The organism is Streptococcus infantis, from assembly GCF_047463275.1.
Taxonomy (GTDB): domain Bacteria; phylum Bacillota; class Bacilli; order Lactobacillales; family Streptococcaceae; genus Streptococcus; species Streptococcus infantis_AF.
In genome coordinates, this window is the sequence record NZ_JASHEE010000002.1 from 242947 (window position 1) to 259370 (window position 16424).

Sequence of the window (16424 nt, forward strand, 5' to 3'; positions counted from 1 at the left end):
TTAATTCTCCTTCAGTACATATTTTTCAATAGCCCAGGCGACGGCTTCCTCATCGTTGGTCATAGGCGTTACCACATTAGCCACAGCCTTAACTTCTGGCACAGCATTTTGCATGGCTACACCAAGACCTGCCCATTCAATCATGGAAAGGTCATTAGCTTCATCTCCACAAGCCATGACCTGACTTCGGTCAATTCCTAAATGCTCAATTAACTTAGCTAGTCCTGTCGCCTTATGAACATTCTTTGGTGACCATTCTAGCAAGAGTTCACGAGATTTAAAAATCTCATATTTGTCAAACAATTCAGGAGAAATCTTCTGAATAGCTGCATCCAAGGGTTCTTGAGGAAAGGCAGTGACACATTTATTGTAAGTAATCTGACTAGACAAATCTTCAAAGGCGGTTGGAATGAAGGTTAAAGCTGGATTAAACTGAGCGTATAAACTTTCCTGGTCTGATTGAATCTGATAAACGATGCCTTCTGAAATTGCATCTAATGGAATATTTAGTTTTTCAGTTTCTTCGTAAATACGACTCACATCATCGATGGAAAAGACTGTCTTATCAAGGATTTCACCTGTATTTTTTTGAACCAAACCGCCATTAAAAGTAATAGTATATTCATCCTCATGACCATCTGTTCCAAGTTCTTTGAGGAAGAAATCCATGGCTTTGAGGGGACGTCCAGTTGTTAGGACTACCTTGACTCCTTGTTCACGCGCAGCCTTCAAAGTTGCCATGGTACGATCTGTTAATTTCTTATCTGTCGTTAGCAAAGTACCATCTAAGTCCAAAGCAATTAATTTAATATCTGCCATTACAATTCCTCCATATATGCGATAACTGACTGGTCCTTGTGATGTCCGATAACTGTTTCAGCAAGTTCTAGAATTTCTGGACGAGCATTTTCAGGTGCTACTGGGTGCCCTACAACTTGCATCATGTGAAGGTCATTGAGATTGTCACCGAAGGCCATCACTTGGTCCATATCCAGATTTAACTTCTTAGCCAATTCGACAATCGCAACTCCCTTGTCCACATAATCAAGAACAATATCAATGGATTCAAAACCTGTCGTCATTGCCTTAACACCAGGCACATGTTCATTGACCCAAGCTTCACCAGCTTCTACTGTCTCTTCTGTAAAGTTGGTTGTGAATTTGAAAATTTCATCGGTGATATCTTCTAGACTGGCTACTTTTTGGATGTTTTCATTGTAATGGTGGCTAAACATGAGATAGGTTTCATCAACCGTATCTAGAACATAGCATGCTTTTTTACCTGTCAAGAGCATCTTCTTTTCATCAAAATAAGGTGAAGTCTTTAGCTTTTCAAATGTTGATAAGTAAAAATCTCTAGGCATGGTCGCTTCATAGAGGTCTTGTCCATGAAAACGAACGAGACTCCCATTTTCGGCGATAAAAATAATCTCATCTTTAACATCCGCAAAATGTTTCTCTAAAGACAATAGGCCTCGACCAGAAGCTACAGCAAAGTAAATCCCTTTTTCTTTATAAGAATGGAGAAGCTTTTTTAAACGTTCCATATCAAATTGGCCAGCTTCATCCAAAAAAGTCCCGTCCATATCAGTTGCGACTAGTTTAATCATAAATCCTTCTATTCTCCAGTAGTAAATCTATCTTCTATTATACCATAGAAAAAGCAAAAAAGACGTGCAGGATTGACACGCCTTAGTATACTAGAAATCAATCCGTAGGGCCAATTGTTATTATAAATATAAGCCCCTCTCCACACTTTCCTGAATCAAATCTTCCGTCAGCTTCCATAATTCTTCTGATTCACTTTTTATGAACTTTTTCTTTTCTAATACCATGTCTGCACTGATATTATCAGGGTTATAATTTAATTCTGACACTTCTATGTGATTTATCAGTGGTAGCAATGCATCGATCACTCTTGCATATCTAGCTTCAGCACTCTGTCCTTTTTCAAATTCCAACCACAAATTTTTCATATTCAAATATTTCTCTTCTGGAAGGAGGCTCATTGTTTTTTCTATAGATTCTAACTCTCTATCATGAGAATGAACCTTTTTTTTATCATCAAAAACCCAAGTATCTCCGGCATAAATCTCACCTAAATCATGAATCAATAACATAGAAATAACTTTTTCCATTTTTAACTTTTCAGGATAATAATCTTGAAGAACTATAGCAGCTATAGCACCTTGCCAAGAATGCTCGGCACTATTTTCAAATCTTCCATCAAGGGTTCTATTAAATCTTGTTACTGACTTTAACTTCTCTATTTCTTTAATAAAATCAACTGAATTCTTTAAATTACTCATTGTAGCTCCTATCTTATTTAAAATTTTAGATATAATACCAAAAAATATTAATTTCATCAAATATTTCCCGTATTTTCAAAAATAAAATAGCGCCTAATCCATATGAGATTAGACGCTTGATTAAACTTGTAATTCATAAAATATTTATCAATCGAGTGATCGTGCTTTCCTACCATCAATCAATTCCAAGTCTTTTTATCCATATTTGGCAAAGAGAGCTTAAACTTAATAATACAGAGTCGAATCACAAAACCGACAATTGAGAGAATGATAAAAGCAGTGATTCTTGGAAAGTGAAGGACAAAGGCCAACCAGTAATAAATAACGCCAATTACAAAAGATAGAAGGGCATAGATGTCCTCTTTTAGAACACTTGGGACTTCATTAATCAAGAGATCTCGGATGATACCTCCGCCAGCACCTGTTAAACAGGCCAAAATCCCTGCAGACATCAAGTTCAATTTACTATCAGCTAAGGCTGTAGCCCCAATCAAGGAAAAGATGATTAAGCCAATCGAATCAAAGATAAGATAAGCTTCTCTCAGCCACTTATAGAATTTTTTTTCTTGACTAGCATTGGCTTGTTTTGAAGTCACAAAGGCATACATAATAACAGCTACTAGAATAGAGACATAAATCGGTCCAGGATCTGCGAGAGCGGAGGGAAAACGACTGATAATAGAATCTCTTAAAATACCTCCACCTACTGCCGTTACAATTGCCAATAAACTAATTCCAAAAATATCTAAACGTTTACCAAATCCTTTGATGGCTCCTGACGCCGCAAAGGCTATAGTCCCAATATAATTACAAATCATTAGGAATAGGTCAAAATCCATGTAAGCTCCTCAATTTATTTTTGTAACCTTTCCGACTTCTTGAAGGTCATTCTACATGCTCTAGCTTGAAATGTTATATTGAAAACAAACTAAGCATCCATATTTTCTAAATCTTTTAATTTAACAGAGACAATCTTAGAAACACCAGATTCCTGCATGGTAACTCCATAGATTGAGTCAGCTGCCGCCATAGTTCCCTTACGGTGAGTAACGACGATAAACTGGCTATCCTTGTCAAATCGATTGAGATAATCTCCAAAGCGTTTAACGTTAGCCTCGTCAAGTGCAGCCTCAACCTCATCAAGGATTACAAATGGAATGGTCTTGACACGAATGATTGAGAAAAGCAGAGCTAAAGCTGACAAGGCCTTCTCTCCACCACTCATGAGGTTGAGAGATTGGATTTTCTTACCAGGCGGTTGAACAGAGATTTCAACACCTGCAGTCAATAAATCTCCCTCGGTGAGGATTAGGTCTGCTTGACCACCACCAAACATCTGCTTGAAGGTCACTTTGAAGGATTCACGAATAGCTTCAAAGGTTGATTTAAATCGTTCCTTCACTTCATCGTTCATCTCTGTAATGGTTTCAAGAAGAAGATTTTTGGCAGAAAGAATGTCATCACGTTGACTATTTAAGAATTCCAAGCGTTCGTGAACTTCGTCAAACTGTTCAATGGCATCCAAATTGACTGGACCAAGTGAACGGATGGATTTTTCTAAATCCTTGACCTCTTGTTCAGCGATAGCCAAATCTTCTAAGGAATTGGCTTGTTCTAAAGCTTCCGTATAACTAATCTGGTATTCTTCAGTCAGTTGGCCTTGAAGATAGCGAAGGCGGTCCGTAATCTTCTCTTTTGTTGCTTCTGCACGTGTTTGCTTACGAATCCATTCTTCATTTTGCTGACGAGCTTGATCCAAATGACTGGCAATATCATCCAATTGACCTTCAATATCATCCAGTTCAAACTGCTTACGAATGAGTCCTTGTTGAATTTCTTCCTTCTGACTCTTGGCTTCTGCTTCCTGCTTGGCCAAAAGTTCCGTATCAACCTTTTCAAGATTGTCTACCTTTTCTTGGAGAAGGCGTTCGATTTCATCTTGCTCCATATCAAGGTTCTCAAGTTCCTTGTTAATCCGTTCAATATCTGCAACTTCGTAACGTTTTCGCCCTATCATTTCTGTTTTGAGCAGACGTTCTTGGGAAAGTTTATCCTGCAAGTTTTGGTAACGTTCTTGAATCGCATTTTTATTGGACTTGATTTCTTCAATCTCAGACTCCAGCTTTTGCTTTTCAGTTGCGATGATTGAGAGACGTTCTTGGCATTTTTCTTTTTCAGTTTGCCAATCTCCACCTCTGAGATTGTTTAATTCTTTTTCCTGAAGTTCTAAAAGTGTTTCGAGTTCTTCAACTTGCTGGCAAGTTTGTTGATAAGCAAGGTACAAACCTTGTTCCTGAATACGAGCTTGCTCTCCCTGGGACTTAATGGTCTCCAAAGTTTGACTAAGTGCATTCAAGGCTTCTTGAACTGACTTCAGATTTTCTTCTTCCTGACCAAGGAGCTTCTCTTCTTGAGCAATCTCTTTTTGCAACTGCTCCAATTCAGGTTTAATGAAAATACTGTTATTTTGACGGTTGGCACCACCAGCATAAGAACCACCTGTACGCAGTTCAGTACCATCTAAGGTTACCATCCGAACTTGATAGCGTAACTTACGAGCCGCATCACGCGCATGCTCCACTGTATCAAAGATAGCTGTGGTAGCTAGCAGGTTTTTAAAAATAGCTTCAAGCTTAGCATCAAAGGTAACCAGTTCATCTGCCATACCAAGAAAACCTGGACTTGAGGCAATCACATCTTGATTCTGCCCAGAAATGCTACGAGCCTTGATGGTTGTCAAAGGTAGGAAGGTCGCACGACCAGCTCGATTTCTCTTAAGAAAATCGATAGCCTTGGTAGCTGCCTCTTCATCTTCAACGATGATATGTTGGCTACTTGCACCAAGAGCAATTTCAAGAGCTGTTTGATAACGAACATCAAAAGTTAAATGTTCACTGACCGCTCCGACAATACCGCTCAGGCGATTTTTTTCTTGTAGAACACTCTTAACACCCGCATAGAAATTACTATGGTTTTTAAGAATGTTTTCCAAACTTTGCGCCTTGGCCTGCTTGTTTTTCAGACTATCCAAGCGGTCAAATAGTTGATTTTGCTGGCTTTGATAAGCCTGCTTTTGTGCTTCTTCTTCTTTGGCACTGGTTTGATAGTCAGCGAGTAAGTTCTGCACTTCTTCTTTAGCAGACTTCAGTGCAAGCTCTTGATCAGCAGCCTTAGACTTGACAGTAGCCAATTGTTCCTTCAAGGATGCTAATTGTTCTTCTTGCTTTTGAGTCTGTTGGCGACTATTTTCAAGATCATTTTCAATCCGTGTCAGCTGGTTAGACACATCCGCTTCTTCCTGCAAGAAAGCAACAAAGCGCTCACGCAGTTGCTCAATCATCTGATCTGGATCATCAGAAAATGCTACTAACTCAGCTTCTAAACGATTGAGTTCTTTCGTATTGAGAGCTAGATTTTCTTCTAACTGACTGAGATTTGCTTCTTTTTCTTCCTTCTCTTGAATAAGAGTATTTCTCTTTTCATCCAAACTAGCTAAACGAGCTTGAGCCTCTTGTTGATTGAGAGCAACCTGCTCTGTCTCCAGTTTAGACAAGGCCAATTTCCGTTCTAAATCACTGATTAGAGCAGTCAAATCCATCAAACTAGTTTGATCTTTAGCCATCTCTGCTTGTAAATCTTGTCTCTGCTTCTTGAGAGATTGATTTTCAAGTTCTAGTGACTCGCGTTTTTGATAATAACTAGTCAACAGTTCTTGGACTTGGTTTAATTCTTCTTCTGTTAGATCCAATTCAGCCTTATTGGCTTGAATTTGTGCAACCAGAACATCCAAGTAGATACCTTTACGCTGACTGTCCAAGTCCATAAATTTACGAGCTGTTGCTGCTTGCTTTTCTAAGGGCTTGATTTGATTGTCTAACTCATAGATGATGTCTTCCAAGCGGTCTAAATTATCTTGAGTTTGTTGCAGTTTACTTTCCGTCTCTTTACGACGAGTTTTATATTTTAAAACTCCAGCTGCTTCTTCAAAGATAGCACGGCGTTCCTCAGGCTTAGAGTTAAAGATTTCTTCGACCTTCCCTTGAGAAATAATAGAGAAGGAGTCGCGCCCAAGTCCTGTATCTAAGAAAAGATCATGAATATCACGAAGACGGACTTTTTTCCCATCAATCTTGTATTCACTATCCCCAGTACGATAGATATGACGCTCCACCTTGATTTCCTGTCCTGCATCCTTGATGAAACCGTCCTGATTATCTAGAGTAACAACTACAGAAGCATAGTTTAATGGTTTTCTACTTTCTGTCCCTGCAAAGATAACATCAGGCATCTTCCCACCACGAAGACTTTTGACACTGGATTCCCCAAGAGCCCAGCGTAAACTTTCTGTGATGTTAGATTTTCCAGAACCATTGGGTCCTACAACTGCTGTCACTCCTTGGTCAAAAACAACCTTGGTTTTATCAGCAAAGGACTTAAAACCCTGAATCTCAATTTCTTTTAAATACATGAATCCAGTCCTTCCTCAACTGCGTTTTTAGCGGCCTCCTGTTCGGCCAACTTTTTAGATCGTCCTTGACCCCTACCTAAACTTTGACCCTCTACAAGGACTTCAACCTCGAACATCTTATCATGGGCAGGTCCGATTTCTGAAATGACCTGATAACGAATATCAACATCACCATTGACTTGGAGTAATTCTTGGAGGTGAGTCTTGTAGTCTTTAATCATCTCAAAATCACCAGCCTCAACCTTCGGTATCATGACCTGGTAGATAAACTCTTTTACCGTAAGTAGATCCTTATCTAAAAGGAGGGCACCCAAAAAGGCTTCGAAAGCATCTCCCAAGATGGTATCTCGATTACGGCCTCCAGATTTTTCCTCTCCCTTTCCTAGCTTGATAAACTGGTCAAACTGGCAGTCACGGGCAAAACCAGCCAAACTCTCTTCACGTACAATCATGGCACGGAGTTTAGACAGGTCACCTTCTGGTTTTTTAGGATATTTTTGGTACAGATATTCTGAAATCAATAATTGCAGAACAGCGTCTCCTAAAAATTCCAAGCGTTCATTGTGTGAAATTTTTAAGAGGCGGTGCTCATTGGCGTAACTAGTGTGAGTAAAAGCTGTTTCAAGTAACTGTTTATCTGAAAAAACAAGCCCAAAACGTTGCTCTAACACGGTTTCTAATTCTTTCATAAGAACCTCTTTCTAAAACATTATAATACACTCCATTATACCAAAAAAAGGTTTCTTAGTCAGAAAATAACCGTTAAAAGTCCTTTTTCTGACTTGTGTTTAAAATCAATCCATTACTAGCAGTTCAAGCTATTTTTTGGTATAATAAATCTTATGGAAATTGAAAAAACCAATCGAATGAATGCTCTGTTTGAATTTTATGCAGCCCTTTTGACTGATAAGCAGATGAACTATATCGAGCTCTACTATGCAGATGACTATAGTTTAGCTGAAATTGCTGAAGAATTTGGTGTTAGTCGTCAGGCTGTTTATGATAATATCAAACGCACAGAAAAGATACTGGAAGATTATGAGATGAAGCTTCATATGTACTCTGATTACATTGTCCGCAGTCAGATTTTTGATCAGATCATTGAGCGCTATCCAGAAGATGCTTTTCTCCAAGAGCAAGTTGAGATTTTAACAAGTATTGACAATAGAGAATAAGAGGAATAAATATGGCATTTGAAAATTTAACAGAACGTTTGCAGAACGTTTTTAAAAACCTACGTAAAAAAGGGAAAATTACCGAGAGCGATATCCAAGAAGCAACCAAGGAAATTCGTCTGGCTCTTTTAGAAGCCGACGTTGCTTTGCCTGTAGTTAAAGATTTTATCAAAAAAATTCGTGAACGTGCGGTCGGGCATGAAGTCATTGATACCCTCAATCCAGCTCAACAAATCATCAAGATTGTCAATGAAGAGTTGACGGAAGTTCTTGGTTCTGATACAGCTGAGATTATCAAGTCTCCTAAGATTCCTACAATCATCATGATGGTCGGTTTGCAGGGTGCTGGTAAAACAACCTTTGCTGGAAAGCTCGCTAACAAACTCAAAAAGGAAGAGGATGCTCGTCCTCTGATGATTGCGGCCGACATCTATCGTCCTGCAGCTATTGACCAGCTTAAAACACTAGGACAACAAATTGATGTGCCTGTATTTGCTCTTGGAACTGAAGTTCCTGCAGTTGAGATTGTTCGCCAAGGTTTGGAGCAAGCCAAAGCCAACCATAACGACTATGTCTTGATTGATACAGCCGGTCGTTTACAAATCGATGAGCTTCTCATGAATGAGCTTCGTGATGTTAAAGCTCTTGCTCAACCAAATGAAATTCTTCTCGTCATCGATGCCATGATTGGTCAAGAAGCTGCTAACGTTGCGCGAGAATTTAACGCTCAATTAGAAGTTACTGGTGTCATCCTTACCAAGATTGATGGAGATACTCGTGGTGGTGCTGCCCTTTCTGTTCGTCATATCACAGGAAAACCAATCAAATTCACTGGTACTGGTGAAAAGATTACTGACATTGAAACCTTCCACCCTGACCGTATGGCCAGCCGTATTCTCGGTATGGGAGATATGCTGACTCTGATTGAGAAAGCTTCCCAAGAATACGATGAGCAAAAAGCCCTTGAAATGGCTGAAAAGATGCGGGAAAACACTTTTGATTTCAACGATTTCATCGATCAGTTGGATCAGGTGCAAAATATGGGTCCAATGGAAGATTTGCTCAAGATGATTCCTGGTATGGCCAACAATCCTGCCCTTCAAAATATGAAGGTGGATGAAAAACAGATTGCTCGCAAACGTGCCATCGTCTCATCTATGACTCCTGAAGAGCGTGAAAATCCAGATTTGCTTACTCCAAGCCGTCGTCGTCGTATCGCTGCTGGTTCTGGTAATACCTTTATCGATGTCAACAAGTTCATCAAAGACTTTAACCAAGCTAAACAACTCATGCAAGGTGTTATGTCTGGTGATATGAACAAGATGATGAAGCAAATGGGTATTAACCCTAACAACCTTCCTAAAAACATGCCTGGTGGCATGGATATGTCAGCCCTTGAAGGTATGATGGGACAAGGTGGCATGCCGGATATGTCTGCTCTCGGAGGAGCTGGAATGCCCGATATGAGCCAGATGTTTGGTGGAGGTCTCAAAGGTAAAATCGGTGAATTTGCCATGAAACAATCCATGAAACGCATGGCCAACAAAATGAAAAAAGCTAAGAAAAAACGCAAATAAAAGGGACTCGCTTGAGTCCTTTTTTATTGTTCTTTTCTAAGTTTCTCCAAAGTCTCTTTAAAGATAGTTGGAATATTTGAAGTAAATTCCAGCGCTTCACCAGTTCTTGGATGGGTAAATCCTAGCGTCTTGGCATGGAGAAATTGCCCATGTCCCTTTAGGCTTTTACGAGGACCGTATACCTCATCACCAGCGACAGGATGACCGATATAAGCCATGTGCACACGGATTTGATGAGTTCGGCCTGTTTCCAGTTGCAACTCTAATAAAGAATAGTCACCAAAGCGTTCCAATACTTGGAAACGTGTCACTGCTGGTTTTCCTTTAGCAGTCACAGCTTGTTTCTTGCGGTCTTTTTCGCTACGACCAATCGGCGCCTCAATGACACCTCGATCATTGGGAAGATTACCATGAACAATAGCCCAATATTTTCGAAGAGATTTCTTGTCTTTCAATTCTTGAGCCAGCGCCATGTGAGCTTCATCATTTTTAGCAATCATGAGAAGCCCAGATGTGTCCTTATCGATACGATGGACAATTCCTGGACGCAGCACACCATTGATTCCTGATAAGTCTTTGATATGATACATAAGAGCATTCACCAAGGTACCACTGGTATGACCAGCACTTGGATGAACAACCATCCCTTGAGGTTTGTTGACCACTGCTACATCCTCATCTTGATAAATAATTTCTAAAGGAATATCTTCAGCTACATACTCCAAAACCTCTGGTTCTGGCATCTGATAAGTAACGACATCCCCCTCTTGGACCGTATACTTGGCTTTCTTAACCTGGCCGTTGACCAAGACTTGACCAGACTTGATTTGTTCATTGGCGAGACTACGAGACAATTCTGTCAAATCTGACAAAGCCTTATCTAAACGTACCCCACCTCTTTCAATTTTAATTTCCATTCATTTCCTCTTTTAGCATTGCAATCATCAGTACGATAACACCGACTGTCAAATAACTATCAGCTACATTGAATATGGCAAAATTGATAAAGTCTAAGTGGAACATATCCACGACAAATCCTTGGCTAATGCGATCAATGAAGTTTCCCAAACCACCTGCAATAATCAGAATCAATCCAAAGACTGTCCAGAGGGAATCCTCTATATGCTTATGCAAATACCAAATAGCTCCCACCATAACTACTAGTGTTATAACTGCAAAAAACCACTGTTGATCTTGAAGCATAGAAAAGGCTGCTCCTCTATTTTGCAGATAGGTTAAACTAACTAGATTTGGGATCCATGATTTGATTTCACCAAGAGCAATATTCTGAACGACATAAGACTTTACCAATTGATCTAATACAATCAAGGCCGCTATAATCCCTGCTACTATTCCTCTTTTTTTCATGCTTTCCTCTTCTGATCAAAATACTCTTGCATGACCTCTACAAATAAAGTCCCTGCTTGGCTCAAGTCTACTTCCTCACGTTTCACATAAACCATGCGATTATTGAGATTATCATTTAGTGGAATAACGGTGATCCCATTAACGCTATCACTATCTAAGAATCCAGAACCAGTCGCATAAGCATTAGTTCTTTCAAGAATTCCATTTAAAGTAGCGCGGTCTGTTACGTTAAACATCTGAGAGCTGGCACTTGTATCCACAAAGTTTTCTGAGTAATAGAGATATTCATCCTTTTCTTGCGTGAATCGAACTGTTGGTAAATCAACTAAATCTTCCATGACCAACTCTTTTTTCTTAGCTAAAGGATGTCCTTCACGCAGATAGATATGCGTCTGGAAAGGAATCAACTCAGTCACTTCAAGGCCTAACTTTTCAACCCGTTGCATGATACCCTTTTGGTTTTGATTGTTGAGGTAAATAATCCCAATCTCACTATGACCTTGGGCTACTTCATCCAAAATCTGAACAGTTGTAGATTCAAAAATACGGAAATTTTTATAGTCTGGATACCTTTGAGAAAAAGTTGTGATAGTAGGTGGCAAGAAATCATAGTGCTGGCTGGCTATTGAAAACTCATCCTTTTCCTCTTCAGGATTGGCATACTGGTTCTGGAAAATATCAAATCCTTTAACTAACTCTTGTGCCTTTTCATAAAATTCCATTCCACGGCGAGTAAGAAAGGTACCCGAACTGGTTCTGCGGAAAATCTTGAATCCTAGCTCTTTCTCCAGATCTCTTACAGAAATAGATAAACTGGGTTGGCTAACGTACATTTTCTCAGCCGCTTCACGAAAAGTACCACTATTTGCAATAGCAACAACGTAGCGTAATTGTTGAATATTCATGATTTCTCCTTCGTTTTCTATCTTATCATTATACCATAAATAAAGCCTATCCAACAAAGGAAAATCATGAGACAGTTACTTCTAAAAAAGGAAACAAAAAAACACCTTTAAAGCTAGACCCAAAATCCAACTAAAAAGGGGTGTTATCAAATGCGATTATTTAGCTGCTGCGTAAAGCTCGTCTACTTTGTTCCAGTTGATAACTGAGAAGAAAGCTTTGATGTAGTCAGGACGAACGTTGCGGTATTTCACGTAGTAGGCATGTTCCCAAACGTCCAAGCCCAAGATTGGTTTTTTACCTTCTGAGATTGGTGTATCTTGGTTTGCTGTTGAAGTCACTTCAAGTTTACCTTCTTTGTTAACAACCAACCATGCCCATCCAGAACCGAAACGAGTTGTTGCTGCTGCAGTGAATGCTGCTTGGAATTCTTCGAATGAACCGAAAGTTTCATCGATTGCTGCTGCAAGTTCTGCTGAAGGAGCTGTTTTTTCAGGAGTCATCAATTCCCAGAAAAGAGCATGGTTCAAGTGGCCACCACCATTATTGATAAGAGCTTGACGAATATCTGCAGGGATAGATTCAACATCTGCAAGCAAAGCTTCAAGGTCTTCACCGATTTCAGGGTGTTTTTCAAGAGCTGCGTTTGCGTTGTTGACATATGTTTGGTGATGTTTGTCATGGTGCAAGTGCATAGTTTCAGCATCGATGTATGGTTCCAATGCATCGTAAGCGTATGGAAGATCTGGTAAGATAATAGCCATCTGTAATACCTCTTTTTCTTTTTATATAAAAATGATAACGCAAACAACCTTTTTTTTCAAGTTATTTGCTCAGTTTGACTGGCTCGCAATCTGCAATAAAGCTTTCTCAAACAAGTACCCTTTTTCGTAAACACCAGTCTTAATTTGATAATCTGCCTGGATGAGATAACGAATAGAATCTTGTAGGAAATTCAGGGACAATCCTCGCGTGTCACGAAGAGCAAATTTGATTTGATAGGGATTCGGATTGCGACCAAGATAATGACCCAAACTGCTAACCATCTGTGATTCTGTCTGACCAGACTCTTGCAATATTTTTACCTGTGTATAGAGTCTAAACTGCCCCAGCATAATGGCAATCAGTTTAATCTCATCTTCACCCTGTAAGGTCAAATCTTTAACTAAATCTCGTGCCTGATCAATTTTCTTAGTTAATATTAATTGGGTCAAATCAAAAATATTATCCTGCAAAGTCTTTGGAATGGCTTCAACAATATCTTCTTCTGTTATCAGACCACTATCCTTATAAGACTGTAAGAAGAGCAAGTTTTTCTGAATTTCACTGAATTGAAAACTAGATTTGATAAGCAACTGTTCAAAGGAATTTCCATCAAAAGTAAGTCCCTGTTCCTGAGCCCACTTTTGAAAATAGGCTCGCAACTCTTGCTCTTTAGGTTCAAGAGCCTCAAATACTGTCGCATCACGCTTAAGTAATTTGACCAAACGTCTCTTGCTATCTAACTTGCCTTCAGCAAAGATTACTAATTTACTTGAGGGTACAGGATTTTCCAGATAGTCTTCAAAGGCCTTTAGCTCATCATCAGTTAGATAGCGTTTTTTAGCAGTTGTAATATCGAGAAAATGATCTAGAATCACAATTTTTTCATCCGCAAAGAAAGGAAGACTGACCAACTCAAGTTCCAAGCTTTTGTAGTCTACTTCTTTCATGTCAAAATAAGCAAAATTCAAATCTGCAGGATCGTATCCGATTTGCTTTAGAACCTGAGTTTTCATGATGTCGTACTGTCCTTGATCAGCCCCTGTAAACAGGGTCAAACTAGGAAGGTTCGCTAAGGATAGCTTTCGACTTTCTTCTATGGCTAGCATTTATTCTCCTTTCTTTTTAATTTAGCTTCTGTTTAATCCATATAATTCAATTTTCCGCGGAAATCCTCTAGGCTTTGGTATCCTTTTTCCGACATAATTTCTTTGAGTTCCTTTGTAATACGCTCAAAAGCACCTACACCTTCTTTATGAAGAGTAGTTCCTACTTGTACCATGCTGGCACCACATAGGATATGTTCAAAGGCATCACGCCCTGTAAGCACTCCACCAGTTCCGATGATATGAATTTGAGGATTTAAGCGTTGATAAAAGGCATGGACATTGGCAAGAGCAGTTGGTTTAATGTATTCTCCACCAATTCCACCAAAACCGTTCTTAGGACGAATCACGACAGACTCGTCTTCTATATAAAGTCCATTTCCAATAGAGTTGACACAGTTGACGAATTTGAGTGGGTATTTATTAAAAATAGCTGCTGCTTGGTCAAAATGTACAATATCAAAATAAGGTGGAAGCTTAATTCCAAGAGGTTTTGTAAAATAATCAAAAACTTCTGACAAGATACGATCTGTTGTTTCAAAATCATAGGCAATCTGAGGCTTACCTGGAACATTTGGGCATGAGAGATTGAGTTCGGTTAAACCACGGAAATCACTTTCTTGCACCTTTTTTAAGATGGTATGTGTTTCTTCAGGAGACATTCCAACTAAAGATAGGAAGAAGGTACGATTTGGTTCCTTTTCTTGCATTTCCAAAAGGTAGTTCAAATAATAGTCTAAACCATTATTTGGTAGCCCCATAGAGTTAATAGAACCAAGTGGAACATCTTGATAGCGTGGTTCAGGATTTCCCTGACGAAATTCCAAGGTTGCAGTCTTAGTGACAAAGGTTCCTGCTGCTGAATTTTTGACACCTTCCAATTCCTCAATTGTCATACAAGCAACACCTGCTGCATTCATCAAGCAATTATCAAACTCAAAACCAGCAATCTGCGTTTTCGTTGATACCATGATTCTATTCCTCCAAAATCCATTATTTCTTTATTATTATACCATACTTTGGCAAGGAGCCTTTTAATAAAACTAACCCTATAAAAAGGTTTCTAATTCAACTAATAAAACTAGCTTATTCAAATTGAAAGAATTTTTAGAAAATTTATGTTTTTTTCTTTACACTGAAAATTTTTTCTGCTATAATGTCTCATGTAATAAAATATGACAACAAAAAAAGGAGAACGATATGACATCTGCTAAAGAATATATCCAAAGCGTGTTTGAAACTGTAAAAGCTCGTAACGGGCATGAGGCTGAATTTCTCCAGGCGGTTGAAGAATTCTTCAGTACTTTGGAACCTGTTTTTGAAAAACACCCTGAGTATATTGAAGAAAACATCTTGGCACGTATCACTGAACCTGAGCGCGTAATTTCTTTCCGTGTTCCTTGGGTTGACCGTGAAGGAAAAGTTCAAGTTAACCGTGGTTACCGTGTTCAATTTAACTCTGCTGTTGGACCATATAAAGGCGGACTTCGTTTCCACCCAACTGTAAACCAAGGGATCTTGAAATTCCTCGGCTTCGAACAAATCTTTAAAAACGTTTTGACTGGACTTCCAATCGGTGGAGGTAAAGGTGGATCCGACTTCGATCCTAAAGGCAAAACTGATGCTGAAGTGATGCGCTTCTGCCAAAGCTTCATGACTGAATTGCAAAAATACATCGGACCATCTCTTGACGTACCTGCTGGTGATATCGGTGTCGGTGGACGTGAAATTGGTTACCTTTACGGACAATACAAACGCCTCAACCAATTTGATGCTGGTGTCTTGACTGGTAAACCTCTGGGATTTGGTGGTAGCCTGATTCGTCCAGAAGCAACTGGTTACGGTTTGGTTTACTACACTGAAGAAATGCTCAAAGCAAACGGAAACAGTTTTGCAGGTAAGAAAGTGGTTATTTCTGGTTCTGGTAACGTTGCTCAGTTTGCCCTTCAAAAAGCAACTGAACTTGGTGCTACAGTTATTTCTGTATCTGACTCAAATGGTTATGTCATTGATGAAAATGGTATCGACTTCGACCTTTTGTCAGATGTTAAAAACAACCGTCGTGCTCGTTTAACTGAGTACGCTGCAGAAAAACCTACTGCTACTTACTATGAAGGTTCTGTATGGACTTACACTGGTAACTACGATATCGCTCTTCCATGTGCGACTCAAAACGAGATCAACGGTGAAGCTGCGAAACGCTTGGTTGCTCAAGGCGTTATCTGTGTCTCTGAAGGTGCTAACATGCCTAGCGACCTTGAAGCTATCAAAGTCTACAAAGAAAATGGAATCCTTTACGGACCTGCTAAAGCTGCTAATGCTGGTGGTGTAGCTGTATCAGCTCTTGAGATGAGCCAAAATAGTCTTCGTCTTTCATGGACACGTGAAGAAGTTGACGGACGCTTGAAAGATATTATGACTAACATCTTCAACACTGCTAAAACAACTGCAGAAACTTACGGTCTTGGTACTGACTACCTTGCAGGTGCAAACATTGCAGCCTTTGAAAATGTCGCAAATGCGATGATTGCCCAAGGGATTGTTTAATTCTAAAAAATGAACTCCTCACTATTCGTGGGGAGTTTTTCTAATGCAAAAAGAGAGTGGGACAGAAATCGGTAATTCGTTAGAATTCGATTTCGTCGTCCCACCTCCGCACAGTTGAGTAGGGCTGTAAAAACTAATGAAATCAGCGTAGTAGAGCCCACTCAACCACTGCATCTTACTCGACAATCCAAAGACAAATGAGAGGCTAG

Annotated in this window: 15 protein-coding genes; 3 read left to right on the top strand and 12 right to left on the bottom strand. The window is 39.4% G+C overall.

What is annotated here, in order from left to right; all coding sequences use genetic code 11:
- From QM923_RS03930 to rnc, 6 genes are all read right to left on the bottom strand, one after another.
- Positions 1-819: a Cof-type HAD-IIB family hydrolase gene (locus tag QM923_RS03930; RefSeq protein ID WP_414290953.1), complete on the bottom strand. Its 819-nt coding sequence runs from the start codon at positions 817-819 to the stop codon at positions 1-3.
- Complete coding sequence (locus tag QM923_RS03935) at positions 819-1610, bottom strand: Cof-type HAD-IIB family hydrolase (RefSeq protein WP_414290954.1); 792 nt, start codon at positions 1608-1610, stop codon at positions 819-821. The genes QM923_RS03930 and QM923_RS03935 overlap by 1 nt, the downstream gene beginning before the upstream one ends.
- A gap of 120 nt (positions 1611-1730) precedes the next feature.
- Entirely contained in the window at positions 1731-2309 is a 579-nt protein-coding gene (locus QM923_RS03940; RefSeq protein WP_414291049.1) for an HD domain-containing protein, read from the bottom strand.
- Positions 2310-2488: 179 nt separating this feature from the next.
- Complete coding sequence (locus QM923_RS03945; protein WP_006148259.1) at positions 2489-3148, bottom strand: trimeric intracellular cation channel family protein; 660 nt, start codon at positions 3146-3148, stop codon at positions 2489-2491.
- 89 nt (positions 3149-3237) lie between these two features.
- Positions 3238-6777 (bottom strand): chromosome segregation protein SMC, encoded by a 3540-nt coding sequence (gene smc / locus QM923_RS03950; protein WP_414290955.1) that lies wholly within the window; start codon positions 6775-6777, stop codon positions 3238-3240.
- Positions 6768-7466, bottom strand: coding sequence for a ribonuclease III (rnc, locus tag QM923_RS03955; protein ID WP_004252602.1), 699 nt, complete (start codon positions 7464-7466; stop codon positions 6768-6770). The genes smc and rnc overlap by 10 nt, the downstream gene beginning before the upstream one ends.
- A gap of 153 nt (positions 7467-7619) precedes the next feature.
- Between rnc and QM923_RS03960 the strand changes: the two genes are divergently transcribed.
- Both QM923_RS03960 and ffh read left to right on the top strand, forming a co-directional pair.
- On the top strand, positions 7620-7952 hold the full coding sequence (locus tag QM923_RS03960; protein WP_004252600.1) for a putative DNA-binding protein: 333 nt from the start codon (positions 7620-7622) through the stop codon (positions 7950-7952).
- A gap of 11 nt (positions 7953-7963) precedes the next feature.
- Positions 7964-9529: a signal recognition particle protein gene (gene ffh, locus QM923_RS03965; protein ID WP_254724296.1), complete on the top strand. Its 1566-nt coding sequence runs from the start codon at positions 7964-7966 to the stop codon at positions 9527-9529.
- 23 nt (positions 9530-9552) lie between these two features.
- On the opposite strand, the gene QM923_RS03970 is transcribed toward ffh, so the two are convergent.
- The 6 genes from QM923_RS03970 to QM923_RS03995 all read right to left on the bottom strand — a co-directional run bounded on the left by QM923_RS03970 (position 9553) and on the right by QM923_RS03995 (position 14639).
- Positions 9553-10446, bottom strand: a complete 894-nt coding sequence (locus QM923_RS03970) for an RluA family pseudouridine synthase (RefSeq protein ID WP_414290956.1) — start codon at positions 10444-10446, stop codon at positions 9553-9555.
- Positions 10436-10897, bottom strand: coding sequence for a signal peptidase II (gene lspA / locus QM923_RS03975; RefSeq protein WP_414290957.1), 462 nt, complete (start codon positions 10895-10897; stop codon positions 10436-10438). The genes QM923_RS03970 and lspA overlap by 11 nt, the downstream gene beginning before the upstream one ends.
- Positions 10894-11802: a LysR family transcriptional regulator gene (locus QM923_RS03980; protein ID WP_414290958.1), complete on the bottom strand. Its 909-nt coding sequence runs from the start codon at positions 11800-11802 to the stop codon at positions 10894-10896. The genes lspA and QM923_RS03980 overlap by 4 nt, the downstream gene beginning before the upstream one ends.
- A 156-nt stretch (positions 11803-11958) precedes the next feature.
- The gene (sodA, locus tag QM923_RS03985) at positions 11959-12564 is read right to left on the bottom strand and encodes a superoxide dismutase SodA (RefSeq protein ID WP_006150800.1); all 606 of its coding nucleotides are present in this window, start codon (positions 12562-12564) and stop codon (positions 11959-11961) included.
- Between the two features lie 69 nt (positions 12565-12633).
- Positions 12634-13671: a DNA polymerase III subunit delta gene (holA, locus tag QM923_RS03990; RefSeq protein WP_414290959.1), complete on the bottom strand. Its 1038-nt coding sequence runs from the start codon at positions 13669-13671 to the stop codon at positions 12634-12636.
- A 32-nt stretch (positions 13672-13703) separates the two neighbouring features.
- Positions 13704-14639, bottom strand: a complete 936-nt coding sequence (locus QM923_RS03995) for a dihydroorotate oxidase (protein WP_414290960.1) — start codon at positions 14637-14639, stop codon at positions 13704-13706.
- Between the two features lie 229 nt (positions 14640-14868).
- Here QM923_RS03995 and gdhA point away from each other — a divergent pair, with 229 nt between their 5' ends.
- On the top strand, positions 14869-16215 hold the full coding sequence (gene gdhA / locus QM923_RS04000) for an NADP-specific glutamate dehydrogenase (protein WP_414290961.1): 1347 nt from the start codon (positions 14869-14871) through the stop codon (positions 16213-16215).
- Positions 16216-16424: the final 209 nt, after the last annotated feature.

Coding starts and splice junctions, on each gene's coding strand:
- QM923_RS03930 (WP_414290953.1), bottom strand. CDS start 819: ATGGCAGATATTAAATTAATTGCTTTGGACTTAGATGGTACTTTGCTA.
- QM923_RS03935 (WP_414290954.1), bottom strand. CDS start 1,610: ATGATTAAACTAGTCGCAACTGATATGGACGGGACTTTTTTGGATGAA.
- QM923_RS03940 (WP_414291049.1), bottom strand. CDS start 2,309: ATGAGTAATTTAAAGAATTCAGTTGATTTTATTAAAGAAATAGAGAAG.
- QM923_RS03945 (WP_006148259.1), bottom strand. CDS start 3,148: ATGGATTTTGACCTATTCCTAATGATTTGTAATTATATTGGGACTATA.
- smc (WP_414290955.1), bottom strand. CDS start 6,777: ATGTATTTAAAAGAAATTGAGATTCAGGGTTTTAAGTCCTTTGCTGAT.
- rnc (WP_004252602.1), bottom strand. CDS start 7,466: ATGAAAGAATTAGAAACCGTGTTAGAGCAACGTTTTGGGCTTGTTTTT.
- QM923_RS03960 (WP_004252600.1), top strand. CDS start 7,620: ATGGAAATTGAAAAAACCAATCGAATGAATGCTCTGTTTGAATTTTAT.
- ffh (WP_254724296.1), top strand. CDS start 7,964: ATGGCATTTGAAAATTTAACAGAACGTTTGCAGAACGTTTTTAAAAAC.
- QM923_RS03970 (WP_414290956.1), bottom strand. CDS start 10,446: ATGGAAATTAAAATTGAAAGAGGTGGGGTACGTTTAGATAAGGCTTTG.
- lspA (WP_414290957.1), bottom strand. CDS start 10,897: ATGAAAAAAAGAGGAATAGTAGCAGGGATTATAGCGGCCTTGATTGTA.
- QM923_RS03980 (WP_414290958.1), bottom strand. CDS start 11,802: ATGAATATTCAACAATTACGCTACGTTGTTGCTATTGCAAATAGTGGT.
- sodA (WP_006150800.1), bottom strand. CDS start 12,564: ATGGCTATTATCTTACCAGATCTTCCATACGCTTACGATGCATTGGAA.
- holA (WP_414290959.1), bottom strand. CDS start 13,671: ATGCTAGCCATAGAAGAAAGTCGAAAGCTATCCTTAGCGAACCTTCCT.
- QM923_RS03995 (WP_414290960.1), bottom strand. CDS start 14,639: ATGGTATCAACGAAAACGCAGATTGCTGGTTTTGAGTTTGATAATTGC.
- gdhA (WP_414290961.1), top strand. CDS start 14,869: ATGACATCTGCTAAAGAATATATCCAAAGCGTGTTTGAAACTGTAAAA.